Source organism: Pseudomonas sp. AP19 (assembly GCF_001728855.1).
Taxonomy (GTDB): Bacteria; Pseudomonadota; Gammaproteobacteria; order Pseudomonadales; family Pseudomonadaceae; genus Aquipseudomonas; species Aquipseudomonas fluorescens.
On the sequence record NZ_LXJP01000038.1, the window covers coordinates 34,742 to 58,630 of the forward strand.

The following is a 23,889-nucleotide window of genomic DNA, read 5'->3' on the forward strand; positions in this document are numbered from 1 at the left end:
ACCAACACTTAACCAACTAATAGAAGCAAGGAGATACACCATGAAAACTACAATGGCTCTTAAACCACTGGCTTTCGCTCTCGCTGCGCTCATGGCTGTTGCTGCTCAAGCGGGTCAACCCAACCATTATCCACAGCCAGCGCCTACCACCGCGTCTGCGACCACGCTGGATGGTCAATCCAACCACGGCAACGTGGTCACCAATGAAAAAACCAAAAACAACGCGTCGGCCAATGGTTCCTACAACAACATCAGTGGCGTGGCCAACGGCAACGTGCTGAGCGGCGACAACAACCAAGGCAAAAACGATGTGGCCATCGTTTCCGGCGACGCAGACTTCGTGTTCGCCAGCACCGGCACCGCACAATCGAACACCGGTAACAAGGTGCTCAACAGCGGTACTAAAAACAATGCTTCTCTGAACGACAGCGGCAACCACGCTTCGGGCATCATTCAACTGAACTCCGAAGCAGGCACCTCCAACCAAGGCAGCAGCAGTGTTGCAATTGCCTCCGGCAATGGCTCCAGCGGCTCCGCAGCCGTTACCGGCGTGCAGGACGTGTCGGGCAACCTGACCCTCAACCTGAGCAGCGGCCACGGCTGGAGCACCAAACCCGTGGTCAACAATGCCAGCGTGAACAACTCGATGAACTTCAGCTCTGGGGTGTCGAACTCCAACGTTCTGTCGGGCAGCGGCAACCAAGGTCAGAACAACGTAGCAATCACTCGCTTCTGATCCAGATCGGGCCCTGGCAACAGGGCCCTTTTTATTCCAGCGTCCAACAGGTCGTACGATCATGCGCTTCGCAGCCCTTCTTTTACTGCTAGCACTCACCGGCCCTGCCTGGGCAGCGCAAATGGCAGTGGTCATGCCCAATGGCGCGGTGGTCTACAAGAAAGTCGAGAGCATCCGTGAACGCAAGTTCGCCAACCTGGTGGAACAGAAAACCGATTTCAGCTGTGGCGCCGCCGCACTGGCGACCATCCTGCGCCAAGCCTATTGGATGGACGTGGATGAAGACCATGTCATCAAGGGCATGCTGGTCAACGCTGACCAGAATCTGGTGCGCACCCAAGGTTTCTCCATGCTCGACATGAAGCGCTACCTGGAAAGCATCCACATGCGCGCCAAGGGCTACCGGATTACACCTGAGGTACTGACCACCGTAAAAGTGCCGGTTGTGGTGCTGTTGGACATTCGCGGCTACAAGCACTTCGTGGTGTTGCAACGCGCTGACAAGGACTGGGCCTATATCGGCGACCCCGTGCTGGGCAACAAGCGTTACGCCAAGGACGATTTCGTCAAGGGTTGGAACGGCATCGTGTTCGCCGTCATCGGTGAGGGCTATGACAAGGCCAACGCCCTGCTCACCCCGCCCACCCCACTGACCGCCAAGAACCAACTGAACGAGTTCAGCCCGGTACGCGACAGTGAACTGATGGACTTCGGTTTTATCCAGAGCGACTTCTTTTAGAGGCGCAATAAGGAGCAGGACGCTCCAGGAGCACACGATGAACACTTTCCGTTGGCTGACGGTGATGTGCCTGGCAGCCTCTGCACCTGCTTATGCGACCTCGGCGTTCAAGCCGATCGAACTCAAAGACTCGGAAATGGCCGAGCTGCGCGGACGCTATGTGATGCCGGGCCGGATTATCAGCTTTGGCATCGTCATGAGCAGCACCTGGACCAATGCCGCCGGTGCGACCGTCACTGGCACCGCCAATATGCAAGTCAATTCGTCCACCGTGACCCCTCAGTTTTATGTGCAAGTCACCGGCAATGACGGCAACGGCATCGTCAAGCAACCTCAAGGCACCGGCACGGTCATCGGCGGCTCCGGCCTCGGAACGGGACAGGGCGTGACGCAAAGCGTACGCGCCGCTGGCGACGGCAACACCGCCAGCAACGGCGTGGACATCAACGTCACCCAAAACGGTTTGGCCCCCGCCAACTACGTGCAATCAGGGCAAGCGCTAATGGCAGGCCAAACCATCAGCGGTGGCACCGCGGCCGGCCAGGTCACGGTATCGGCCAAGAACGGCGGGCTGCAAATGGCACTTCAGGGCAATAACAACCAGGGCAATGTGGTGCAGCAAATTGGCGGCGGCAACGTCCTGCAAGGCACGGTCATTCAAGGCAACAGCAACTTTGTAAACAATATGACCCAACTCAACGTGGTGCTGGGTAACAACGGATTAAACAACATCACCCAGAACCTTAACCTCGATCAACTCAAAGGCCTACGCCCTTCAGGTTATTGAACTACGCTGAGCCTCGGCACTTACGCATTAGAAAGGGACGGCTTATTTCATGCATCGATCGTTATCGTTACGTACCGTGATTTGTTTGAGTACGCTATTGCCGGCATCCATGCTCTACGCCGCGCCGGACGCCGACATCGAAACCTTAAAACAGCAACTTCTGGAGCTCAAGCAACGCTATGAAGTGCAGCAAAAAGCACTGGCGGTGCTGGAACAACGTGTACGGCAAGTAGAAGACCAACCCGCAACGCCCGCGCCTAAACGCTTGGCCAAGTCCCCCGCCGACTTCCAGAAAGGCGGCACTACCGTGGCAGGTCATACGCCTGGAGTGGGCGCTGCGGCGGCGTCAGGTGGCGCGGGCGGCGGCAGTTCCTACGGGCAAAGTCTCAAGGACGACTCGGCGCCGGCACAAAGTGTCAGCAACCTCTATAACGAGGCCAGCGGCTTTTTCGGCAACGGCAAGTTCAGCTTTGAGACCGGCGTCACCTATGCCCGCTACGACGCCCGGCAGTTATCGCTCAACGGCTTTTTGGCACTGGACTCGATCTTCCTCGGGAATATCAACCTGGACCGGATCAAATCCGACAGTTGGACGCTGGACCTGACCGGGCGCTACAACCTGGACAATCGCTGGCAGTTCGACCTGAACGTACCGGTGGTCTACCGCGAATCGACGTACCAGTCGGGGGGTGTCAACGGCGACGCCAACGCGATGTCGGAAGCCTCCGTCACTCGAGACCCGACCATCGGCGACGTCAACTTCGGGATTGCCTACAAATTCCTCGATGAGACTGCCAACCTGCCGGACGCTGTGGTTTCGGTGCGCGTCAAGGCCCCCACTGGCCAGGAGCCCTACGGCATCAAGCTGATCGAGCAAGCCAATAACAATAACCTGGCCGTGCCGGAAAGCCTGCCGACGGGTAACGGGGTGTGGTCGGTGACGCCAGGCATCTCCCTAGTGAAAACCTTCGATCCGGCGGTGCTGTTCGGTTCGCTGTCGTATACCCATAACTTCGAGGAGTCGTTCGGCGATATCAGCCCCAACGTCAATCAGAAAGTCCCCGGCAAAATCAGCCTGGGCGACAGCTTTCAACTCGGCGTAGGGGTAGCTTTTGCGCTTAACGAGAAAATGAGCATGTCGTTTTCCGTGTCGGACCTGGTGCAGCGTAAGAGCAGGATCAAGCAGACCGGCCAAGACTGGCAATCGGTGGTATCCAGCGACGCCAACGCCGGTTATTTCAACGTGGGCATGACCATTGCCGCGTCGGAAAACCTGACGATCGTACCGAACCTGTCCCTCGGCATGACGGATGACGCGCCGGACTTTACGTTCAGCTTGAAATTCCCGTACTACTTTTAAGGCCCGCAAGGAAAAGCCCCGCAACGATAAGGGTCGTTGCGGGGCTTTTCGGTTTACCCGCCCTAGCGGATCTGGTGTTTGTGCAGCAACCGGTAGAACGTCGGCCGGGACACGCCCAGCATGCGGGCCGCGATGCTCAGGTTATCGCTGTGCCGGTTGAGCACATCACACAACGCCTGACGTTCGGCGCGGTGCTTATAATCTTCCAGTGTAGCCATCGGCGGCACGATTGCTGGTTCGTCTTGGAGTCCCAGATCAACGGCTTCGATCTGGCGCCCTTCTGCCAGTACCAGGCCACGGCGCACGCGGTTGGCCAACTCGCGCACATTCCCCGGCCACGGGTGTTGCCCCATTGCAACGAGGGCCTCCTCGCTGAAACTGCGTGGCCGACGCCCGGTTTCCTGACTGTAGAAGCGCGAGAAGTGATTGGCCAGCATGGCCACGTCGCCATGTCGCTCACGCAGGGGCGCAGTCACCACCTGCAGGACATTGAGCCGGTAATACAAGTCTTCTCGAAACGAGCCCTTTGCAACCGCGGCTTCCAGATCAACGTGGGTGGCTGCCAACACCCGCACATCCACTGCAATGGGCTGGCTGCCGCCAACGCGTTCGATCTGTTTTTCCTGGAGAAAACGCAACAGATTGGCTTGCAATTCCATCGGCAAATCGCCAATTTCATCGAGAAACAAGGTGCCACCGTGGGCCGCCTCGATCCGCCCGACCTTACGCTGATGAGCACCGGTGAACGCGCCTTTTTCATGGCCGAACAGTTCGGACTGGATGAGGTGCTCGGGAATCGCGCCGCAGTTGATTGCGACAAACGGCTTGGCATGGCGCTGGGATTGACGATGCAGCGTCTTGGCCACCAACTCTTTGCCGGTGCCGCTTTCGCCCCGAATCAAAACGGGAGACTCCGTTGGCGCGAGTTTGGCCAGTAATTTGCGCAACTCGCGGATCGGTCGGCTGTCACCCAGCAACTCATGTTCCTGCGCATCAATCAGCGTGTGGCCTTTGCCCCGCAGGCGCGCCATACCGAACGCACGCCCGAGGGTGACCTGCACGCGCGCGACATCAAACGGCAAGGTGTGGAAGTCAAAAAACCACTCACAGACAAAATCACCGACATTTTGCAGGCGCAAAACATCCTGACTGAGCACGGCGATCCATTCGGTGCCACTGCGGCTGATCAGTTCCTTGACCGCTTCGGGACGCTCCAGGTGAAAGGGCTGTAAACGCAACAGCCCCACATCACACGACCGATCACCCACGGCGCTCAGGGCGCAGCTGTCCACCTCCCACCCGGCGGCGCGCAGGCCAGGCAACAGGCCGTGACAGTCATCGCAGGGGTCAACCACCAAAAGGCGTCGCTGAACAGGTGTAACAACCATGACTATTCCTTGGCGCCAAAATTGTTAAAGTTATTTATAAACAAAGGTTTGTGAAACCTGCCGCTAACACTAGCAAGATATTGACGCTGTTCTTGTACCGTTTCGCTATAAGTGTTGGCAAAAAGCCACCTCACGGCGGTTGCAGGTAAAAAGTTGCAACCCAAGAGAACGTTGATTGGGCTGTTAAAACAGTCGCTTACATGACGTCAATCACGAAAGGTCGAAATTTGTTGTTCTAAGATGTGACCCGTACCCCGCCATCGTGCATCAGTACAAGTAACTCGCCGCCTGGCTCGCCCAACCGACGGCATTCACTTGATTGGGCATTTAGAGAGAAGACCCACATGAACGCCCCGCTCCGCATCAACGAAGCTCTTTTGATCGCAGACCGTGCTTTCCAACCCTTTCAGTGCGTGGCCTGGCACGATGGCAATGGCGCCCTCAGCCTGAGCGTCATCGACCGTACCAATACCCGTATCGGCAGCAAACACCTGACGTCGAGCACTTATACCGACCCGGCGCAATTGGAAGACTTGTTGTTGCAAGCCCGTGCTGAACTCGACAAAAACGGCCATCAGTTAACGTCGTGGGCAATGCCGAAGTAAATCGAGACTGCAACGTGCGCTCATTGCATGACCACACCACAATGAGCGCACATTCAGTCAGCGTACAGTGGACGCTTACTGTGCCGCGAGAATAAACCGTTCGATCGCTTCTGCGGCACCGTTGTCGATATTACTGCCGGTCACTACATTGGCCTGGCGCTTGACCGCCTCTTCCGCCTGCCCCATGGCAATCGACAAGCCGGCAACCTGAAACATTGCCGGGTCATTGCCACCGTCGCCGATGGCCGCCGTCTGCTCCATGGGCACGCCAAGGTGGGCAGCCAGGGTCTTCAAGGCCTCGCCTTTGTTGGCCAGCATGGCGGTTACGTCCAGGTACACCGGCTGCGAGCGTGACACCTGAGCCAAGCCGTGCACCTTGGGCTGCAACTGAGCTTCGAGCGTCACCAGCAACTGCGTGTTATTGCTGGCAGCGACGATCTTGTCGACCCGATCCAGGTACGGCTCAAAACTCTCCACCACCACTGGCCCATAGCCGAGGCCATTGGCTTCACGCTGCTCCATCGGCCCGGATCGGTCACGGCGCAGCCAATCACCGTCGGCAAACACCCAAACCTCTACGTCCGGCTCTGCTGAAAACAGCGCCAGGGTCACCAGCGCCGCCTCCATCGGCAGATGATGAGCAACCAGGATGCTGCCATCCGGGTTGATCAGCGTGCCGCCATTAAAGCCGGCGACCGGAACATCAATGCCGAAGGTTTCGATCAGGTGCCGCATGGCCTTGGGCGGCCGCCCACTGGCCAGGCTGAAAAACACCCCGGCGTCGCGCAAGGCGCGAATGGCATCCGCCGTGCGCTGGCTCAGGCTGTGGTCCGGATACAACAACGTACCGTCCACATCGCTGAGGATAAAACGGATGGGATGAATCGCTGCGTCACTCATCCGAGGCTATGCCAGGTGCGGCCATCTCGGGCCAGTAAGGCGTCGGCCGCTGCCGGGCCGTCTTCACCGGCCTTGTAGGTCTGGATACCATTGTCTTCCTTCCAGGCATCAAGGAACGGCTGCACCGCACGCCAGCCATTTTCGATGTTGTCGGCGCGCTGGAACAAGGTCTGGTCACCGGTCATGCAGTCATAGATCAGGGTTTCATACCCGGTCGATGGCTGCATTTCGAAGAAGTCCTTGTAGTCGAAACCCAACTCGATATTAGCCATCTCCAGGGTCGGCCCAGGCTTTTTCGCCAACAGGTCGAACCACATGCCTTCATTCGGCTGGATCTGGATTTTCAGGTAGGTGGGCTTGAGCTCATCCACGTCGGTGTCGCGGAACTGCGCATACGGTGCGTGCTTGAAGCAGATCACGATTTCCGTGTCGCGAATGCTCATGCGCTTGCCGGTTCGCAGGTAAAACGGCACGCCGACCCAGCGCCAGTTGTCGATCATCACCTTGAGCGCAACGAACGTCTCGGTGCTGCTGTCGGGCGCGACATTGGCTTCTTCGCGGTAACCGGGCAGTTGCTTGCCAGCGATTGCGCCAGCGGTGTACTGGCCGCGTACCGAGTTGGCGCGGGCATCTTCCAAAGACCACGGGCGAATGGCACCGACGACCTTGGCCTTTTCACCGCGCACTGCATCGGCGCCAAACGCCGCGGGCGGCTCCATGGCCACCATCGCCAGCAACTGGAACAGATGGTTGGGCACCATGTCCCGCAGGGTGCCGGTTTTTTCGAAGAAATTACCCCGGGTTTCCACACCGACGGTTTCCGCCGCGGTGATTTGCACGTGGTCGATGTAATGGTTGTTCCAGAACGCTTCGAACAGCACGTTGGAGAAACGGCTGATCAAAATGTTCTGCACCGTTTCCTTGCCCAGGTAATGGTCGATGCGATAGATCTGCTTCTCGCTCATCACCTTGAGCAGGCAGGCGTTCAGCGCTTCAGCGGTTGCCAGGTCGGAGCCGAACGGTTTCTCGATCACCACGCGGCGGAAGGCCTCATCGCTTTCCTCGAGCAGACCGGCGCTGCCCAGGCGCTGCACCACTTCACTGAAGAAACGCGGTGCAGTGGCCAGGTAAAACACCGCGTTGCCGGTGCCGCTGTCGGCGATCTTGTTGGCGATGTCGGCATAGGTGCTGTCGTCGAGGAAATCGCCCTCGACGTAGCTGATGCCTTTGGCCAACTGGGCCCACAGTTCGGGGTCAAGGGCATTTTCACCCTTGCCCTTGACCTTGCTCGCGGCCTCGGTGCGAATGAAATCCTCGAGCTTCTTGGCAAAGTCCGCGTCGCTGATGGCGTTGTGGTCAACGCCGACAATGCGCAGGCCGTCGCCGAGCAGCCCGTCGCGGCTCAGGTTGTACAGCGCCGGCATGAGCAGGCGCTTGACCAGGTCGCCATGGGCGCCAAACAGGAACAGTGTGGTTGGGGGTGCAGGTTCGGCCTTGAGTTTCTTGCCGTTAGCCGTCATTTTTTGGAAGTCTCCACATGGCCGCCAAAGCCGAAGCGCATGGCAGAGAGCATTTTGTCACCGTAGGTGCTCTGCTGGCGGGAACGGAACCGTGCGAACAGCGAGGTCGACAGCACCGGTACCGGCACCGCTTGCTCCATCGCCGCTTCGATGGTCCAGCGGCCTTCGCCACTGTCGGCCACGGAGCCGGAGTAACCGTCGAGTTTCGGGTCAGTGGCCAGCGCGTCAGCGGTCAGGTCCAACAGCCACGACGACACCACGCTGCCACGGCGCCACACTTCGGCGATATCGGCAACGTTGAGGTCGAAGCGCTCGTGCTCCGGGAGGTTGTCGGAGTTTTTAGTCTTGAGGATGTCGAAGCCTTCGGCAAAGGCCTGCATCATCCCGTACTCAATGCCGTTGTGAATCATCTTCACAAAGTGCCCGGAACCAGCTGGGCCGGCATGAATGTAACCCTGCTCGGCGCGGCTGTCGGCGGAGGCAGAACGGTCTTTGGTGCGAGGGATGTTGCCCAGGCCCGGTGCCAGGCTGGCGAAGATCGGATCGAGACGCTGCACGGTTTCGGCGTCACCACCGATCATCATGCAATAGCCGCGCTCCAGCCCCCAGACGCCACCGGAGGTGCCGACATCGACGTAATGCAGACCTTTCACCGACAACGCTTGAGCGCGACGGATGTCATCTTTGTACATGGTATTGCCGCCATCGATGATCACGTCACCGTCTTCAAGCAGCTCACTCAATTGATTAATCGTGTCTTCGGTGGGGGCGCCTGCCGGCAACATCACCCACACGGCGCGTGGCTTTTGCAGCCCGGCGACCAACGCCTTCAAGTCGGCAACGCCGGTGGCGCCCTCCTCGCTCAAGCCTTTGACGAATGCTTCGTTACGGTCGTATACAACGGTGGTATGCCCATTGAGCATCAGGCGCCGCGCAATGTTACCGCCCATGCGGCCTAGTCCGATAATCCCCAGTTGCATGTGCTGATGCTCCTAACTACTAAATAAATGTGTGACATAGTTTATAGCGCAATGAGCCTATTGAGGGTTAGTCCAGAGCGGATCCGTGTAGTTTCATCACAAAAAAATGCCAGCGTTTCAGCATCACCGCCCAAAAAGTCACAGCGACCACCAAAAATAAAAAAGTTCCATTGCCCCAGAAAAGAATTCAGAATTGCGCTGACTGTTGCCGAGCAGCGCGACTCATGCGTTCCGGCACCGCGATCTACCGGCTATTTGCGAGGTAAGCAATGAGCACAGCACAGATGACCCGCCCGCCACAGACCCTTTACGTCAGCGTCCGTCGCGATGAATTGCGCCAATTGAAAGATGAGCGCGATCAACTGCAGCAGGAAGTCCTGCGCCTGCGCTCACACCTGCAAGCCCAGCTGGATCAGACGTCAGCCGCCCGATCAGCCCTTTGCTGAACCCCCGCTGAACAGAATGTAAGATAACGTCCACAAAATTCTCACAAAGTTTTCACATATCCCTCTCGATACTCCCGCGAAGAAGGGCCACCCCATGCATGGGTGGCCTCTGTTGCGTGCGTCCTTGCGCGTCAACTGCAAAAATTATCGGGTTGGATTACTGGATGGCGATGTTCAAACGCAGCACCACGTCTGCGAAAGGCTTTGATTGGGCCGGTCTCGGCTGGCTGTTTCTGTTTTTCTGGTATTTCTCGGGAATCACCCAACTCCTGATCCAGCTGACCGGCACCTCCGGTTTCAGCGGTTTTCGTCAAGCCTTCTTCCTGAGTGCGTTCTGGCTCGCGCCGATGCTGCTCTTCCCGCGACGTACGCGCCTGCTTGCCGCCTTGATCGGCATCGTGCTGTGGGCCTGCTCCATGGCCAGCCTGGGTTATTTCTTCATCTACCAGCAGGAATTTTCCCAAAGCGTCATCTTCATCATGTTCGAGTCGAACACTTCTGAAGCGGGTGAATACGCGACCCAATACTTCGCCTGGTGGATTGTGCTGGCGTTTCTCGCCCATACCGCCATGGCGGTTTTCCTGTGGACGCGCCTGCGCCCGGTTTACCTGCCACGAGGCCAAGCGATGCTGGCGGCGACCGCCATCGTGCTGGCGGTGGTCGGTTACCCGCTGGTTAAACAGATTGCGACCAACCCGACCATGGAACTGGCCATCGACGGCTTCGAGTCCCGTGTCGAGCCCGCCGTGCCATGGCAGATGATCGTCGCTTACCGCCGCTACACCGAACAGCTCAACAACATGCAAGGCATGCTGACCAGCGCCAGCAAGATCCCGCCCTTGAAGAACCTCAAGGACACCATGGCCGGGCAGCCGGCTACCCTGGTGCTGGTGATCGGTGAATCCACCAACCGCCAGCGCATGAGCCTTTATGGCTACCCGCGCAACACCACACCGGAGCTGGACAAGCTGCGCGACCAACTGGCGGTGTTCAACAACGTCATCACCCCACGCCCGTACACGATTGAAGCGCTTCAACAAGTGCTGACGTTCGCTGATGAAGAGAACCCGGACCTGTACCTCAAGACGCCGTCGATTGTCAGCGTGATGAAACAGGCCGGCTACAAGACCTACTGGATCACCAACCAGCAGACCATGACCAAGCGCAACACCATGCTCACGACCTTCTCCGAACAGGCCGACGAGCAGGTGTACCTTAATAACAACCGCAACCAGAACGCCCGCCAATACGACGGCGACGTACTCGCGCCGTTCGCCAAGGCCATGGCCGACCCCGCCGAGCGCAAATTCATCGTGGTGCATTTGCTCGGCACCCACATGAGCTACCAGTACCGCTACCCGCCGACCTTTGAGAAATTCACTGATCGCCAGGGCGTACCGGCCGGCATCAGCGACGCCCAGCTGCCGATCTACAACAGCTACGACAACGCGGTGTTGTACAACGACTTCGTGGTGTCGAGCCTGATCAAGGATTACGCCAAGACCGACCCCAACGGCTTCCTGTTGTACCTTTCGGACCATGGCGAAGACGTCTACGACTCGGCGGGCCATAGCACCCTGGGACGTAACGAAGGCAAACCCACCGCGCCGATGTACACCATTCCGTTCATGGCCTACGCCTCACCGAAATGGCGCGAAACCCATGACTGGAGCTTCGCCGGCGACTTACAGCGCGCCTCCAGCAGCTCACAGCTGATTCACACCTGGGCTGATTTGGCGGGGTTGAGTTTTGATGAATGGGACCGCAGCAAAAGCCTGGTCAGCGACAGCTTCAAGCCGCGTCCGCTGATGATTGGCGATCCCTACATCGGCCAGAAAAAGGGCCTGATTGATTTCAGCCTGCTCAAGCCGAAGAGCACTGATACCACCGAGGTGGTGGTTAAGTGATCACAGGCTCCGCGGCAAAAAGATAACAATCATTCTCGTTTAAGCCTAAAGTTCCACGCCTCCTTTCGTCTTTGAGCCAAGGCCTTCTCTTATCGAGAAGGCCACAAAGACAAGGAGTCTGCCGCAATGCTTGCACCTTTTACCCGCTCCATGACCTTCACCGTTGGCCTGTTCAGCGTGGTGCTGAGCCCGGAACTGCTGGCCGAAACCGACCCCGAACACACCGTGCTGGAGCTGGGCAGCACCCGCGTCACCGCCGAAGGCCTGGGTGCCACTACCGAGCACACCCAGGCCTACACCACCGGCTCGATGAGCACTGCCACTCGCCTGAACCTGTCCATCAAGGAAACCCCGCAATCCATCTCGGTGATCACCCGCCAGCAGCTGGATGACTTCAACCTCAATACGCTGACCGACGCCCTGCGCCAGACCACAGGGGTAACGGTGCAGCACCTGGACTCGGATCGGGCGGGTTACTCATCCCGTGGCTATTCGATCAACAACTTCCAGGTTGACGGCATGCTCAGCACCTTCGGGCGGATGAAGTCAGATGCCGACACCATCATTTACGACCGCATCGAGGTCGTACGCGGCGCCACAGGCCTGACCACCGGCGCGGGCGACCCTTCGGCCACGGTCAACATGATCCGCAAACGGCCTACTGCCGACTGGCAAGCCCGGACCGGCGTCAGCGCTGCCAGCCATGACAACTACTACAGCTACGTCGATGTGGGCGGCCCCCTGGCGTTCGATGGACGCCTGCGCGGGCGCACCGTACTGGCTTACCGTGACAGCCAGTCCTATCGCGATAACTACGCGCTGCAACGGGAAGTGGGCTACGGCATTCTCGAAGGCGACCTGACGGACGACACCGTGATTTCCGCAGGTTTCGACTATCAGAACAAACATGTGCAAGGCACCTCCTGGGGCACCCTGCCCTATTGGAACAGCGACGGCAGCAAGGCGCGGCTCTCGCGCTCGGCAAACATGGCCACCGACTGGAGCTCCTGGCCGCTGAAAGACAAGACCACCTTCGCCTCCATCGACCACAAACTGTCCCCCGACTGGCGCCTGAAAGCCGCCTACACCCATCGACAGAGCGACACTGATGGCAAGGTGTATTACGGCGGTGCCGGCTTCCCCAATCCGGATGGCAGCGGCATGAGTGCCTGGACCAACCAGATGGTCGGCACGTCGAAAATGGACGTGGTGGATTTCAATCTCGCTGGCGCTTATTCATTGTTTGGACGCGAACATGAGCTGATGGTCGGGTACGGCGAGTCCGAACAGCGCGACACTTCGCCATTCCAGCGCTACACAACGCCTGCGGGCTACGAACACATCAACCAGTGGCAACACATGGGCGGCATCGTTAAATTCCCCGACCGCACCACCGGCCTGAAGGGCGAGCACAGCCGTAAAAAACAGAAGGCGGGCTACCTCGCCACCCGCCTGAGCCTCACCGACCGACTGCACGCCGTGCTGGGAAGCCGCTATGGCAGCTGGGAAAGCGAAACGGTCTCGCCTGACTACAACAGCAATAATCAGCTGATCAACGCCAGTAAAACCAGCCAGACCCACAACGACATGTGGACGCCGTATGCCGGCGTGCTCTACGACCTAACACCCGAATACACCGTGTATGCCAGCTACACCGATATTTTCAACCCACAGGAAGAACGCGACGCCAGCAAGAAGTACCTGGAGCCGGTGGTGGGCAGCAACTATGAGATCGGCCTCAAGGGCAGTCTGCTCAACGAGCGTCTCAACCTGGCCAGCGCTTATTTCTGGAGCACTCAGGATAACGTCGCCGAGCTCGATAACAGCGCACCGCCGGATCCAATCACACGCGAGCAATTCTACAAATCAGGCGGTAAAGGCAATAAGGTGCAAGGCTTTGAGGTGGAGGTATCGGGCGAAGTCATGCCGGACTGGAACCTTACCGCAGGCTACACCTATACCCACTCGCGCAATGGCGAGAAGCAGCGCGCCAACCGCAACCAGCCACTCAATCTGTTGAAGGTCTCGACGGCCTATCGCCCGCCGGGACAGTGGCGTGGCTTGACGGTGGGTGGCGCGGTGAACTGGCAAAGCGATGCCTACGACGTTGCCCGGCGCCCGACAGGTGCGCGAGACGATAACGGCGACCTGATGACCGAAAGCGCCAAAATCACGCAACAGGCCTACACCGTCGTCAACCTGATGTCGCGCTACCAGTTCGACGAACATGTTTCGGCCTCAATCAACGTCAATAATCTATTTGATAAAAAATATTACGAACGCGTCGGCTTTTATAACGGCGTGTATTGGGGAGAACCGCGCTCCCTCACGCTGGCGCTGGACTGGCGGCTATAACACCGAGCCCGAAGTTAACAAAAACGTTAACTTCGGGGCCGCACCACGTTAATTCCCACTTAATAAGCGAGCGCCATAGTCGCTTCACGAATCGGATCACGAAGCGATCAGACACTTCTTACTCTTAATGGGAATACTGCCATGAAACTCTCCACCTTGATGCTCGCCAGCTTGATGACCCTGACCTCCGCAGCCGCCTTTGCAGAAGGCGGCGCAGAGCGCTCGAAGGAGTTCTATAACAACTTCACGTTTATGCAGCAGAAGACGCACGGCACAACGGATCAAACTGCGCTGGCCGACGGCAAGAATGTTAAGACTGGCACTGCCGATCAAACCAGTGCAGAGCAACGCCCCAATAGCTGATTTAATCGTTAGTTAATCCGCATGACCCTGTGCCATCCCGCTCCTTTGGCAAAGGCTAACTTGGCGCCATTTAATGGCGCCTTTTTTTTGCATTTGATTTATTAAAGCGGCTTACTCCAGAACAGCATACGCCCATGGGCGGGATCAAAAATCGAATCATCAAAACCGAACTTGCGGTATGCCGCTTGCGCTACATCATTGCCTTCAAGCACTTCCAGGGTGATCTTGCAGCAACCCCGCTGACGTGAGATCTCTTCGACCTTTTGCAACATCTTCTGGCTCAAGCCCAGGCCACGAAACTGATTCATCACCACCACGTCGTGCACGTTGATCAACGGACGGCAGGCGAACGTCGAGAACCCTTCAAAACAATTGACCAGCCCCGCCGGTTCACCACCGACAAACGCCAGTACGCTGAACGCGTGGGGGCGCTTGGCGAGTTCGGCCGGCAGTTGCTGCAACAGGTCAGCAGGCAACGTATGGCCGCCACCCATGGGGTCTTCAGCATAATGGTTGAGCACCAGGCCGATGGCCTCGGCGTGCACGGGGTTGGTGTAACTGGCTTGCAGTACCAGGATGTCTGGGGTGTCCATTTCCTTCCTCAATCACGACAACAAGGGAATCGGTTCCCTTTGAAGCGACGATTGTAAGCATGGACTCGGCCGCAGATGAAGGCGATTTACGACAAATACCTGACAGAAAGTACGCAGGTTGTGCACATAAAACGCTGTCATCCGTCTTTTAGGCGTTGCCCGATGCACCAAAGCGCTGCAACTGCATCTCCTGCAAGCGGCTGAGGGTGCGGCGGAACGGAAACTCCAGGTAGCCTTCGGTGTAGAGACGCTCCAGCGGTACGCGGGCCTCAATGAACAACGGCACCTTACGGTCGTAGCATTCGTCGACCAGGGCGATAAAGCGCCGCACACTGTCATCGTGCACCGACAGCTCAGGCAACTCGCGATCACCGGCCACCACGCGCTGCGCAGCATCCTCAGTGCCACGGGCAATCCGGCCCGGGCGTTTTTGTGCGCTCAGGTTGGGGACGTCACCGAGCAGGATCGCCTTGAAGCGATCGCACAGCAACATGAAGTCCATCGCGGCCAGCGGTTGCTCGCACAGCTCCACGTAGCGACACCAGAGCACCGTGTCGCTGTACTGCACCGTCACAATCGAGCGGAAACCAACACTGATCGGCCCGCTGCCCAGCGCCTGCCCTTCGGTCAATTGTGTGAACACCGTGGCGAGCGCGTGCGGCTGGTCCACCCAATAGCGCTGCAGCCCCACACCGGGGTGCAAACGGTGGTCTTCACCGCCGTCTACCGCCACCACCTGCATGTGCTGCATGATCGCCTCGATACCCGGCAGGAAACGCTCGCGATTGAAACCACCGGCGTACAGCTGGTCGGGAGGCTGATTCGAGGTGCAGACCATCACCACTCCTTCTTCGAACATCACCTGGAACAGGCGGCCGAGAATGATCGCGTCACCGATGTCATTGACGAACAACTCGTCGAAACACAGCACACGCACTTCCCGGCTGAGCTCCCGCGCCAAGGACTGCAAGGGGTCGTGGATGCCGCTGAGCTGGAACAGACGCTGATGCACCCACCCCATGAAATGATGAAAATGCTGGCGCCGCGCAGGCACTCGCAGGCTTTGATAGAACTGGTCCATCAACCAGGTTTTACCCCGACCGACCGGCCCCCAGAGGTAAACCCCGGGAATCGGCGAGCGCCCTTCGTGCAAGGCTTCATGGCAGGTTTGCAAGGCTTGCACCGCACGGCGCTGAGCGTCGTCAGGCACAAACCCCTGCTGGGCGATGGCGTGTTGGTAGGCCGTGAGCGGCGATTCAAAAGTCATGCGTGCCAGTATGACTTACACAGAGATATCCAGCCGTGAAATCTTGCCCTGCGCGTTCAGGCGAAAGGTGTAGCGCAACTCCAGCGGACTGCCCGGAAAATTCCCGGACACCACGTTGCTGACCAACACCTTGCCGGTGCGATGCTGCACCTTGATCACCTCGACCCTGGGCTGATAACGCCGCCCGGTGTCTTCCATCCAACGGGCGATGGCGGCCGTACCGACTTGATGCTGCCCTTCATCGAAGACGTTGGCATCCTCGGCGAAACAGTCGGTAATGGCCGAGGTATCACGGGTATTGGCCGCAGTGATATACGCCGCAATGGCGGGGGCCAATTCAGGCAGGGACATGGCACAGCTCCTTTTTTAGCAATTTATGGCGTCATGCTAAGCCAGAGCTGTGTCAGTTTTTGTCAGGAGTAAAGGGCGCCGATTCATTCTGTTCCATCACCTTGCGCCACGCCCGTAACAGGTCGCTGCGCCGCCCCGGATAACGCGTCTCCTGGACCTCGGCGGCGGCCACCCGGTCGGTGCGAAAGGTGCGATAAGCACCGCGCAACTCGCACCACGCCACGATCACCCGCACCTCATTGAGAAAGCCCAGGGCCAGTGGCCAGATCAGCCGCTGGCTCTGGGTCTGGCTGGCGTCCGCGTACTCCATATGCAGTTTGGCTTGCTGCCGAATCGCCTCGCGAAACACGTTAAGCGGCACGCGGTTCTCCGGGTAGCCAAACCCGGGCGGCCCAGGCAGCAGCGTCGGATTACGCAGGGCTTCCTGCGCGGCAGGGTCGAGCACGTCGGCAATCTTCGCCAAAGCATTGGCGGCCGCACGGCTCAGCACGTCATCGCCACGCTGGTCCACGTAGCGCAACCCCAGCACGATCGCTTCGGTTTCCTCGGCATTGAGCATCAATGGCGGCAGAAACAGGCCGCTGCGTAACACATACCCAACCCCTGCTTCGCCGAAAATCGGCGCGCCCAGTGCAGTCAATTCAGCAATATCACGGTACAGCGTGCGCTCGGACACCTCCAATTGAGCGGCCAATACGGCAGCGGTTACCGGGCGTTTTTTACCGCGCAGGGCCTGCAACAAGGTCAGTAAACGAGTGGTACGTGACACGTCGATCCCGCCGTAAAAGAAACAGTGCCGCAGCTTAGCAGAGCACCCTGTCAGAAAATGTCAGCAGCAAACACGCACTGCTGATGAAATGAATGGCCGCGCCCCTACCGCTGGGCCAGGCAACACAGCGTGAGCACCACGATGACCGGCGATTATCCGAGACGAAAAAAAACGGCCTGAACAGGCCGTTTTTTTATAGGCAGAACTTACGCAAGGCTCTTGCTGACCACCTCGAACACGTCACTCGACAGCTCACCGGACGCACGAATGCGCTCCAGCTCCGCCTTCATCAGCGCCTGGCGTGCGCTGTCGTATTTACGCCAGCGGGTCAGTGGCGCCAATTGGCGCGAAGCGATCTGCGGGTTAAAGGCGTTCAATTGGATCACCAGGTCCGCCAGGAAACGATAGCCCGAGCCATCCGCCGCGTGGAAGTTGATCAGGTTTTGCCCGGCAAACGCCCCCACCAGCGCGCGCACCTTGTTCGGGTTCTTGAGGTTGAAGGCCGGGTGTTCCATCAGCGCTTTGACCCGCGCCAGCCCGCCCGGCAAGGTGCTGCCGGCCTGTACGCTGAACCATTGGTCCATGACCAACGGGTTGTCTTTGAAGTTCTCGGCAAACACCGCCAATGCCTGGGCTTTTTCTGCCTCGAACGGTGAGTTCACCAGCACCGCCAGCGCGGTCAGGCGTTCGGTCATGTTGTCGCAGGCGTCGAACTGCTCCAGGGTCGCGGCCACTACTTCAGACTTGCCGCTGAGCATCAGGTACGACAGCGCAATGTTCTGCAAGGCGCGACGAGCAAAATGCTCGGCCGCCGCAACATACGGCGTCTGCCGGGACAGCTCGCGATTGGCCTGGTAGCGCAGCCACAGGCCTTCGAACAGGTTGTCAGCCAACTGCTTACGGGCAAACTCACGGGCAGTGTGGATGGCTTCGACATCCGCCACTTCGCTGATTTCCGTCAAGTAGGCTTCGCTTGGCAACGACAGCATTTCGGCGACCATCGCCTGATCCAGGCGCTCATCGCTGAGCACGGCGCGCAAGGCGTCGATCAGGCGTTGATCCGGCTTCAACGGCTGGCCGGCCTGATGCTGGGCGATCAGTTCCTGCAACACCTGCACCGACAGTTGCTGGCCGGCATCCCAGCGGTTGAAGCCATCGCTGTCGTGCTGCATCAGGAACATCAGTTGATCGCGGTTGTACGGGAAGCTCAGCTTCACCGGCGCCGAGAAGCCACGCAGCAGCGAGGGCAGCGGCTGTTCGGCGATCTCTACAAAGGTGAAGGTCTGCTCGGCTTCAGTCACCGAAATAACCCGGGACGTACCGCCAGCCGCGGCTTCACCGGCCAGGCGCAAGGCAATGCCGGCGCCCTTCGCATCCAGCAAGCCCAGCTCGACCGGAATCACGAACGGCAGTTTCTGCACCTTGTCCGGGGTTTCCGGGCAGCTCTGGCGGAAGGTCAGGCTGTAGGTTTTAGCCGCCGCGTCGTAGGACTCGCTCACCGCCAGACGCGGGGTTCCGGCCTGGCTGTACCAGCGTTTGAACTGAGTCAGGTCGGCGCCGTTCGCGTCTTCCATGGCCTTGATGAAATCATCGCAGGTCACGGCCTGGCCGTCGTGGCGTTCGAAGTACAGGTCGCTGCCTTTACGGAAGCCTTCTGCACCGAGCAAGGTGTGGATCATGCAGACCACTTCCGAGCCCTTTTCGTACACCGTCAGGGTGTAGAAGTTGGAGATTTCAATAAAGCTGTCCGGGCGCACGGCGTGGGCCATGGGGCCGGCGTCTTCGGCGAACTGGTGCGTACGCAGGTACGCCACGTCCTGGATGCGCTTGACCGTGGCCGAGTTCATGTCGGCGGAGAAACCCGAATCCCGGAACACGGTGAAGCCTTCTTTCAGCGACAGCTGGAACCAGTCGCGGCAGGTCACGCGGTTGCCCGACCAGTTGTGGAAGTATTCGTGGGCAACGATCGCCTCGACCCGCTGGTGCGCGGCATCGGTGGCGGTTTCGGCGCGGGCCAGCACGGCGCTGGAGTTGAAGATATTAAGGCCCTTGTTCTCCATGGCGCCCATGTTGAAGTCGTTGACCGCCACGATCATGAAGATGTCGAGGTCGTACTCACGGCCGTAGGTTTCTTCGTCCCAGCGCATGGATTTTTTCAGGCTGGTCATGGCGTGCTGGCATTTGTCGATATTTTCCGGCTCGACATAAATGCGCAGCGCCACCTCGCGGTGGGTCATGGTGGTGAACGTGTCTTCAACACACCACAGGTCACCGGCCACCAGCGCGAACAGGTACGCCGGCTTCTTGAACGGGTCTTCCCAGGTCGCCCAGTGACGACCGTCTTCACCGGGTCCGCTGGCAATCGGGTTGCCGTTGGAGAGCAGCACCGGGTAACGGTGTTGCTCGGCGATCACCGTGGTGGTGAAGGTGCTCATCACGTCCGGGCGGTCGAGGTAATAGGTAATCTTGCGAAAGCCCTCGGCCTCGCACTGGGTGCAGAACATGCTGCCGGATTTGTACAGGCCTTCGAGGGCGGTGTTGGTTTCCGGATGGATGCGCACGCTGGTGTCGACCGTGAAGGTTTCACGGGTCGGGTGCAGGGTCAGGTGGCTGTCGGTCAGCTGGTAGTCTGCCTCGGTCAGCTCCTGGTCGCCCAGGTTGACGGTCAGCAGCTCAAGCTGTTGGCCATCGAGTACCAGCGGCGGCAGGCCGGCACCGCGCTCAGGGTTGCGGCGCATCACCAACTGCGCGTGGACCAGGCTGTGGTCCTCGAACAACTCGAAGGTCAGGTGCGTCTCTTCGATCAGGTAGTCCGGCGCCTGATAGTCCTTCAGGTAAATCATCTTCGGTTGTTCGGTGCGCATGGGTGGCATCCTTTTACTGATGCACGGCGAGCTGATAGGCCGTGTACTTACGAATGTTGATAACGCCGGTATCGAAGATCAGGTATTGGCCCTTGATCCCCAACAGCGTGCCTTCGGCAATCGGGTTCTTGTCCAGGTTGAAGCTGACGATCTTGGCCGGGTATTGCTCGACCGGGTAACGGATCTCGATCGGTTCGATGTCGGTCACCGGTTGGATGGCCTGCAGGCCAAAGCGTTCCTGCAAACTCAGCAGGCCTTCAGCGCAAGAGGCAAACAGCTGGTCGCGCACCTGCTTGAGGTCCACCGATTGCGCATCGCCCTTGAGCAAGGCGCGCCAGTTGGTTTTGTCGGCCACTTGGCTGCGGAACAGGTCTTCGACAAAGCCGGACTGCTGGCGGGTCGCGACGCGCATGATCGGCAGCGCCTGGCTGGCGCCCTGGTCGAGCCAGCGCGTCGGCAGTTGGGTGGCCCGGGTGATGCCGACCTTGATCCCCGACGAATTGGCCAGGTACACCACATGGTCGGTCATGCAGAATGTTTCGCCCCAGCCGGGATCACGGCAAGTGCCGGCGTCGTAATGGCAACGTTCGGGGCTCATGATGCACAGGTCACACTGGGCCAGCTTGGTCATGCACGGGTAGCAGTAACCCTGGCTGAAACTGGTTTTGGTCTTGCGGCCGCAATGGCTGCAATGAATGGCACCCAGGTATTCCAGGCGCACGTGGGTGCCGATCAACGGGTTGACCGGCACCTCGGTGTCGCCCAGACGAAACGCGTATTGAACGGTCGGCTCACCGAGTTGCGCCGACATTTTGCTGACTGCACCGCGACCGATTTCAATCAATGGATCGCATCCGACTTGAACAGAATGTTCGGCACCGGCGCCGATTTGGACGCGCATTCCTGCGGGCCCATGTAGCCGGTGCGCTGCTCTTCCGGCAGGTTCTGGATTTCCCAGGCAATCACCGCTTGCAGGGACAGCTCGCGTTGCTCGGCGGTGAGCTTGCGACCATCGGACCATTTGCCGATTTCCACGGCGAGCTTGAGGCTCTCGTAGATATCCGGGGTGATGTTTTCGATCATTTCAGCAAAAGAGGACATGAGGCTCTTCCTTATCAAATAGACGCTTTGCGGCGGCTGTAAAGCCCACCCAGCAAACCTGTCAGGCAACCGATAACCAGGCCGCCAACGTGGGCAGCGTTGGCGATTTCGCCGAAGCCGATCATCGAGACCAGCCCCGACAGGCACAGCACCAGCCAGACCAGCATCATCACCAATACCCCACGAGGCAGGCGATAGGCCGGGTTAGGCGACAATAATTGAAAAATCCAGCAATGCCCGAGCAAGCCATACAACACGCCGGACAGGCCGCCAAACAGGCCGGGGCCGCCATAGGCGTATTGAGCGTAGTTGGAGACCAGGCTGAACAACAACGTCAGGCCGAGCAGGTTGATACTGCCCTGGCGCACTTCGATGCGCCGGCCCAACTCCCAGTACCACATGCCATTCATGGCCAGGTGCAGAATGCCGAAGTGGATCAGCATCGGAGTCACCAGCCGCCACCACTGCCCCGAAGCCATCGTCTCGGCGAACGGCGTGAACTGGATGTACTCGCCCGAGACGTGAAACGGCAGGAAGGTCAGCCAGCTCATGGCTTGCAGGTTTTCGCCCAGCAGCGTCACCGCGCCGACGATCAGGCTGGCCAGCAGCACCAGCGCCGTGACCGGGCTCATGCGCAATTGCTGGACTAAGCCAGCACGCGCCACAGGCGCCTGCTCGGGAATATCCAGTTGCTGGTCCGGGTCACCGGCGGGAAAGCGCTGGTACAACACGCGCACGTCGTCGCTGATGGTCTCGGGCACCCACAACACCTGCTCCCCCGCTTCCTCGCTGACGCGATGCGGCACTTGCATGCGTTGCAGCAGTTTGACGAAGCCGCCCAGGTCGACGCTCAGTGGCAAACGCAATACAGCCACGGTACTCATGAAATCACCTCGGGCCGCTCAACGTCGACCCATACGAATTTACGCGGATCCAGTTGGGTTTCCTGGTCCAGTCGGTAGGCCACCAACTTGCCGTACAGCACCGCGCTGTAGTCCAGGCAGGCCAGGTTCGGGCGAATCGGCGCCGGTTTGCCGCTGCGCCAGTAATGGCCGACGAACAACAACGGTTCATCGACGCCGTAGCGCAGCAGGGAGTTTTTCTGCGAGGACGACAGTGGCGTACGCGCCACCGGCTCCGGCAGCGCATCGGGTTGGAACACGATGTCGCCGTAGGTTTTCGGGTCGTCTTCCCAGAACTTGGTGCGAAAGAACGAGCGCGTCAGGCCATCACCACCGGTGAGCGTCAGGCCATCCGGCAGGCGCATATCGGTGCCGCGCAACAGGCGGTCGAACGCGTTGCAGGCAAAACTGCCCGGTACGGCAGCGGCCTGCAGGAAATGCTGGTCGATGCAGCCATCCGGGAAGGTGGCGCGCAGCGGCTGGATAAAGCCGTCATCCCAGCAGGCATGCACCACACGGAAACGCCCGGCGTCGACAAACAACGGCATGTCATAGAACCAGCCGAGGAAGTCATGCCAGTCAGCCGGGTGGTGCTCGAACTGGGTCAGGGTTTCATGGATCAAGCGCGCATGGCGTGGGTTGTGCTCGCGCACGAACTGCTTGCCACTGCCCGGTGGCGCCGGTGTGCTCCAGCCCAGCGCGTTGAACTCGTGGTTGCCCATGATGCACAGCGCCTGACCGGCTTCGGCCATGTCATGCACAATATGCAGCGCCTCGCGAATGCGTGGGCCACGGTCGATGATATCGCCGAGGAACACCGCCATGCGCGACGGATGGCGCCAGGTGCCGCCCTGCTTGTGGTAACCCAATTGGTCGAGCAAGTGCTCAAGGGTATGAGCGCAACCGTGCACGTCACCAATCAGGTCGTAGCTACGCGCGGGATCAAGCATCAGTCGCCTCCACCCCCCAAGCGGCTGCCCCAGCCCAACTTGGTCCGGCACACTTCGTAGTAGTTGTGGTCCAGCGGGTGGATCAACCGCAACTTCTGTGCCTTTTTGCTCACGGTGATGGTGTCACCGGGGGCGCAGGTGAAATGGTTCTGCCCGTCGCAGGAGACTTGCGGGTAGATCTGCATGTCTTTGGACACCACGATTTTCAGCTCACTGTTGCCATCGACCACAATCGGCCTGCTGGACAACATATGGGGGTACATCGGCACGATCACAATGGCATCCAGCTTGGGATGCATGATCGGGCCACCGGCCGACAACGCGTAGGCCGTCGAACCGGTCGGCGTGGCGACGATCAGGCCGTCGGCCTTCTGGCTGCAGACGAACTGGCCGTCGATATACAACTCGAACTCGATCATCCGCGTGGACTTGCCCGGGTGCAGCACCACGTCATTGAGGGCGTCGCCCTGGCCGATGGCTTCACCGTGGCGGCGCACTTCGGCCTGCAACAGGAAGCGGTTTTCCACCAGGTAATGGCCGTCGAGCACCTTGGCGACTTCGACTTCCAGGTCATCCGGGCGGATATCCGTGAGAAACCCCAGGCTGCCACGGTTGATCCCCAGCACCGGCACGTTATGCCGCGCCAGGGCCCGGGCCGCGCCGAGCAGGCTGCCGTCGCCGCCCACCACAATCACCATGTCACAGACTTCGCCGAGCATCTTGCGCGACGAGGTTTGCAAGCCATGGCCCGGGAGGATTTCAGCGATGGTGTCTTCGAGGATCACATGCAGGTGGCGTTCCAACAGGAACTTTTTCAGCCGGCGGACGGTGTCCAGCACCTGGGTACTGCCCAGGCGACCGATAATGCCGATATTGCGAAATTGCTCCATGGGGCTCCTGCGGGATGTGGGGTGTGGCAAAAAGAACGATTATGGGCGAAAGGCTGCGTCAGGCAAAATCCTTTGTCGCCACCGGCCTTGATGACAATGTTTCTCAGCCACCCGTA

General features: G+C 59.2%; 23 protein-coding genes. 9 read left to right on the top strand and 14 right to left on the bottom strand.

Features of this window, described 5'->3' with window-relative positions; translation table 11 throughout:
* Positions 1-40 precede the first annotated feature (40 nt).
* The 4 genes from A7D21_RS23145 to A7D21_RS23160 all read left to right on the top strand — a co-directional run bounded on the left by A7D21_RS23145 (position 41) and on the right by A7D21_RS23160 (position 3,622).
* Positions 41-736, top strand: a complete 696-nt coding sequence (locus tag A7D21_RS23145) for a hypothetical protein (RefSeq protein ID WP_053256564.1) — start codon at positions 41-43, stop codon at positions 734-736.
* 61 nt (positions 737-797) lie between these two features.
* Complete coding sequence (locus tag A7D21_RS23150; protein WP_053256565.1) at positions 798-1,475, top strand: C39 family peptidase; 678 nt, start codon at positions 798-800, stop codon at positions 1,473-1,475.
* Between the two features lie 37 nt (positions 1,476-1,512).
* Positions 1,513-2,262, top strand: a complete 750-nt coding sequence (locus A7D21_RS23155) for a hypothetical protein (protein WP_069552780.1) — start codon at positions 1,513-1,515, stop codon at positions 2,260-2,262.
* Between the two features lie 49 nt (positions 2,263-2,311).
* Positions 2,312-3,622 carry a hypothetical protein gene (locus tag A7D21_RS23160; protein WP_069552781.1) on the top strand — a complete coding sequence of 437 codons (1,311 nt, stop codon included), beginning with the start codon at positions 2,312-2,314 and terminating at the stop codon, positions 3,620-3,622.
* Positions 3,623-3,684: 62 nt separating this feature from the next.
* Here the strand turns inward: A7D21_RS23160 and A7D21_RS23165 are convergent, their stop codons facing one another.
* On the bottom strand, positions 3,685-5,010 hold the full coding sequence (locus tag A7D21_RS23165; protein WP_053256568.1) for a sigma-54 dependent transcriptional regulator: 1,326 nt from the start codon (positions 5,008-5,010) through the stop codon (positions 3,685-3,687).
* Positions 5,011-5,354: 344 nt separating this feature from the next.
* Between A7D21_RS23165 and A7D21_RS23170 the strand changes: the two genes are divergently transcribed.
* Positions 5,355-5,615, top strand: a complete 261-nt coding sequence (locus tag A7D21_RS23170; RefSeq protein WP_053256569.1) for a hypothetical protein — start codon at positions 5,355-5,357, stop codon at positions 5,613-5,615.
* 75 nt (positions 5,616-5,690) lie between these two features.
* Here A7D21_RS23170 and A7D21_RS23175 read toward each other — a convergent pair whose 3' ends face one another.
* From A7D21_RS23175 to gnd, 3 genes are read right to left on the bottom strand one after another with little or no spacing between them, the layout of a single operon-like run.
* Positions 5,691-6,515 carry an HAD family hydrolase gene (locus A7D21_RS23175; RefSeq protein ID WP_069552782.1) on the bottom strand — a complete coding sequence of 275 codons (825 nt, stop codon included), beginning with the start codon at positions 6,513-6,515 and terminating at the stop codon, positions 5,691-5,693.
* On the bottom strand, positions 6,512-8,035 hold the full coding sequence (gene zwf, locus A7D21_RS23180; RefSeq protein WP_053256571.1) for a glucose-6-phosphate dehydrogenase: 1,524 nt from the start codon (positions 8,033-8,035) through the stop codon (positions 6,512-6,514). The genes A7D21_RS23175 and zwf overlap by 4 nt, the downstream gene beginning before the upstream one ends.
* The gene (gene gnd / locus A7D21_RS23185) at positions 8,032-9,015 is read right to left on the bottom strand and encodes a phosphogluconate dehydrogenase (NAD(+)-dependent, decarboxylating) (protein ID WP_069552783.1); all 984 of its coding nucleotides are present in this window, start codon (positions 9,013-9,015) and stop codon (positions 8,032-8,034) included. The genes zwf and gnd overlap by 4 nt, the downstream gene beginning before the upstream one ends.
* Positions 9,016-9,284: 269 nt before the next feature.
* Between gnd and A7D21_RS35875 the strand changes: the two genes are divergently transcribed.
* The 4 genes from A7D21_RS35875 to A7D21_RS23200 all read left to right on the top strand — a co-directional run bounded on the left by A7D21_RS35875 (position 9,285) and on the right by A7D21_RS23200 (position 14,086).
* Positions 9,285-9,461 (top strand): DUF6026 family protein, encoded by a 177-nt coding sequence (locus tag A7D21_RS35875; protein ID WP_169874999.1) that lies wholly within the window; start codon positions 9,285-9,287, stop codon positions 9,459-9,461.
* 164 nt (positions 9,462-9,625) lie between these two features.
* Positions 9,626-11,368 carry a phosphoethanolamine transferase CptA gene (locus tag A7D21_RS23190; protein ID WP_069552784.1) on the top strand — a complete coding sequence of 581 codons (1,743 nt, stop codon included), beginning with the start codon at positions 9,626-9,628 and terminating at the stop codon, positions 11,366-11,368.
* A 126-nt stretch (positions 11,369-11,494) separates the two neighbouring features.
* Positions 11,495-13,723: a TonB-dependent siderophore receptor gene (locus A7D21_RS23195; RefSeq protein ID WP_069552785.1), complete on the top strand. Its 2,229-nt coding sequence runs from the start codon at positions 11,495-11,497 to the stop codon at positions 13,721-13,723.
* Between the two features lie 141 nt (positions 13,724-13,864).
* The gene (locus A7D21_RS23200; protein ID WP_053256575.1) at positions 13,865-14,086 is read left to right on the top strand and encodes a hypothetical protein; all 222 of its coding nucleotides are present in this window, start codon (positions 13,865-13,867) and stop codon (positions 14,084-14,086) included.
* A gap of 101 nt (positions 14,087-14,187) precedes the next feature.
* On the opposite strand, the gene A7D21_RS23205 is transcribed toward A7D21_RS23200, so the two are convergent.
* The 10 genes from A7D21_RS23205 to A7D21_RS23250 all read right to left on the bottom strand — a co-directional run bounded on the left by A7D21_RS23205 (position 14,188) and on the right by A7D21_RS23250 (position 23,773).
* On the bottom strand, positions 14,188-14,679 hold the full coding sequence (locus tag A7D21_RS23205) for a GNAT family N-acetyltransferase (RefSeq protein WP_069552786.1): 492 nt from the start codon (positions 14,677-14,679) through the stop codon (positions 14,188-14,190).
* A 148-nt stretch (positions 14,680-14,827) separates the two neighbouring features.
* Positions 14,828-15,946, bottom strand: coding sequence for a cell division protein ZapE (gene zapE / locus A7D21_RS23210; RefSeq protein WP_053256577.1), 1,119 nt, complete (start codon positions 15,944-15,946; stop codon positions 14,828-14,830).
* Between the two features lie 15 nt (positions 15,947-15,961).
* Positions 15,962-16,297: a nuclear transport factor 2 family protein gene (locus A7D21_RS23215; RefSeq protein ID WP_053256578.1), complete on the bottom strand. Its 336-nt coding sequence runs from the start codon at positions 16,295-16,297 to the stop codon at positions 15,962-15,964.
* A 52-nt stretch (positions 16,298-16,349) separates the two neighbouring features.
* Positions 16,350-17,066 (bottom strand): YafY family protein, encoded by a 717-nt coding sequence (locus A7D21_RS23220; protein WP_053256579.1) that lies wholly within the window; start codon positions 17,064-17,066, stop codon positions 16,350-16,352.
* A 206-nt stretch (positions 17,067-17,272) separates the two neighbouring features.
* On the bottom strand, positions 17,273-19,930 hold the full coding sequence (gene pepN / locus A7D21_RS23225) for an aminopeptidase N (protein WP_069552787.1): 2,658 nt from the start codon (positions 19,928-19,930) through the stop codon (positions 17,273-17,275).
* A gap of 13 nt (positions 19,931-19,943) precedes the next feature.
* Positions 19,944-20,774 (bottom strand): DUF2797 domain-containing protein, encoded by an 831-nt coding sequence (locus A7D21_RS23230; RefSeq protein ID WP_053256581.1) that lies wholly within the window; start codon positions 20,772-20,774, stop codon positions 19,944-19,946.
* Entirely contained in the window at positions 20,771-21,031 is a 261-nt protein-coding gene (locus tag A7D21_RS23235) for a YeaC family protein (protein WP_017138108.1), read from the bottom strand. Before A7D21_RS23235 ends, A7D21_RS23230 begins: the two co-directional genes overlap by 4 nt.
* Positions 21,032-21,045: 14 nt before the next feature.
* Positions 21,046-21,915, bottom strand: coding sequence for a rhomboid family intramembrane serine protease (locus A7D21_RS23240; RefSeq protein ID WP_053256582.1), 870 nt, complete (start codon positions 21,913-21,915; stop codon positions 21,046-21,048).
* Positions 21,912-22,886, bottom strand: coding sequence for a metallophosphoesterase (locus A7D21_RS23245; RefSeq protein WP_162232025.1), 975 nt, complete (start codon positions 22,884-22,886; stop codon positions 21,912-21,914). The genes A7D21_RS23240 and A7D21_RS23245 overlap by 4 nt, the downstream gene beginning before the upstream one ends.
* The gene (locus A7D21_RS23250) at positions 22,883-23,773 is read right to left on the bottom strand and encodes an NAD(+) kinase (RefSeq protein WP_010210870.1); all 891 of its coding nucleotides are present in this window, start codon (positions 23,771-23,773) and stop codon (positions 22,883-22,885) included. Before A7D21_RS23250 ends, A7D21_RS23245 begins: the two co-directional genes overlap by 4 nt.
* Positions 23,774-23,889 lie beyond the last annotated feature (116 nt).

Excerpts from the sequence above, each read along its gene's own strand:
- A7D21_RS23145 (WP_053256564.1), top strand. The coding sequence starts at position 41 with ATGAAAACTACAATGGCTCTTAAACCACTGGCTTTCGCTCTCGCTGCG.
- A7D21_RS23150 (WP_053256565.1), top strand. The coding sequence starts at position 798 with ATGCGCTTCGCAGCCCTTCTTTTACTGCTAGCACTCACCGGCCCTGCC.
- A7D21_RS23155 (WP_069552780.1), top strand. The coding sequence starts at position 1,513 with ATGAACACTTTCCGTTGGCTGACGGTGATGTGCCTGGCAGCCTCTGCA.
- A7D21_RS23160 (WP_069552781.1), top strand. The coding sequence starts at position 2,312 with ATGCATCGATCGTTATCGTTACGTACCGTGATTTGTTTGAGTACGCTA.
- A7D21_RS23165 (WP_053256568.1), bottom strand. The coding sequence starts at position 5,010 with ATGGTTGTTACACCTGTTCAGCGACGCCTTTTGGTGGTTGACCCCTGC.
- A7D21_RS23170 (WP_053256569.1), top strand. The coding sequence starts at position 5,355 with ATGAACGCCCCGCTCCGCATCAACGAAGCTCTTTTGATCGCAGACCGT.
- A7D21_RS23175 (WP_069552782.1), bottom strand. The coding sequence starts at position 6,515 with ATGAGTGACGCAGCGATTCATCCCATCCGTTTTATCCTCAGCGATGTG.
- zwf (WP_053256571.1), bottom strand. The coding sequence starts at position 8,035 with ATGACGGCTAACGGCAAGAAACTCAAGGCCGAACCTGCACCCCCAACC.
- gnd (WP_069552783.1), bottom strand. The coding sequence starts at position 9,015 with ATGCAACTGGGGATTATCGGACTAGGCCGCATGGGCGGTAACATTGCG.
- A7D21_RS35875 (WP_169874999.1), top strand. The coding sequence starts at position 9,285 with ATGAGCACAGCACAGATGACCCGCCCGCCACAGACCCTTTACGTCAGC.
- A7D21_RS23190 (WP_069552784.1), top strand. The coding sequence starts at position 9,626 with ATGGCGATGTTCAAACGCAGCACCACGTCTGCGAAAGGCTTTGATTGG.
- A7D21_RS23195 (WP_069552785.1), top strand. The coding sequence starts at position 11,495 with ATGCTTGCACCTTTTACCCGCTCCATGACCTTCACCGTTGGCCTGTTC.
- A7D21_RS23200 (WP_053256575.1), top strand. The coding sequence starts at position 13,865 with ATGAAACTCTCCACCTTGATGCTCGCCAGCTTGATGACCCTGACCTCC.
- A7D21_RS23205 (WP_069552786.1), bottom strand. The coding sequence starts at position 14,679 with ATGGACACCCCAGACATCCTGGTACTGCAAGCCAGTTACACCAACCCC.
- zapE (WP_053256577.1), bottom strand. The coding sequence starts at position 15,946 with ATGACTTTTGAATCGCCGCTCACGGCCTACCAACACGCCATCGCCCAG.
- A7D21_RS23215 (WP_053256578.1), bottom strand. The coding sequence starts at position 16,297 with ATGTCCCTGCCTGAATTGGCCCCCGCCATTGCGGCGTATATCACTGCG.
- pepN (WP_069552787.1), bottom strand. The coding sequence starts at position 19,930 with ATGCGCACCGAACAACCGAAGATGATTTACCTGAAGGACTATCAGGCG.
- A7D21_RS23235 (WP_017138108.1), bottom strand. The coding sequence starts at position 21,031 with ATGTCCTCTTTTGCTGAAATGATCGAAAACATCACCCCGGATATCTAC.
- A7D21_RS23240 (WP_053256582.1), bottom strand. The coding sequence starts at position 21,915 with ATGAGTACCGTGGCTGTATTGCGTTTGCCACTGAGCGTCGACCTGGGC.
- A7D21_RS23250 (WP_010210870.1), bottom strand. The coding sequence starts at position 23,773 with ATGGAGCAATTTCGCAATATCGGCATTATCGGTCGCCTGGGCAGTACC.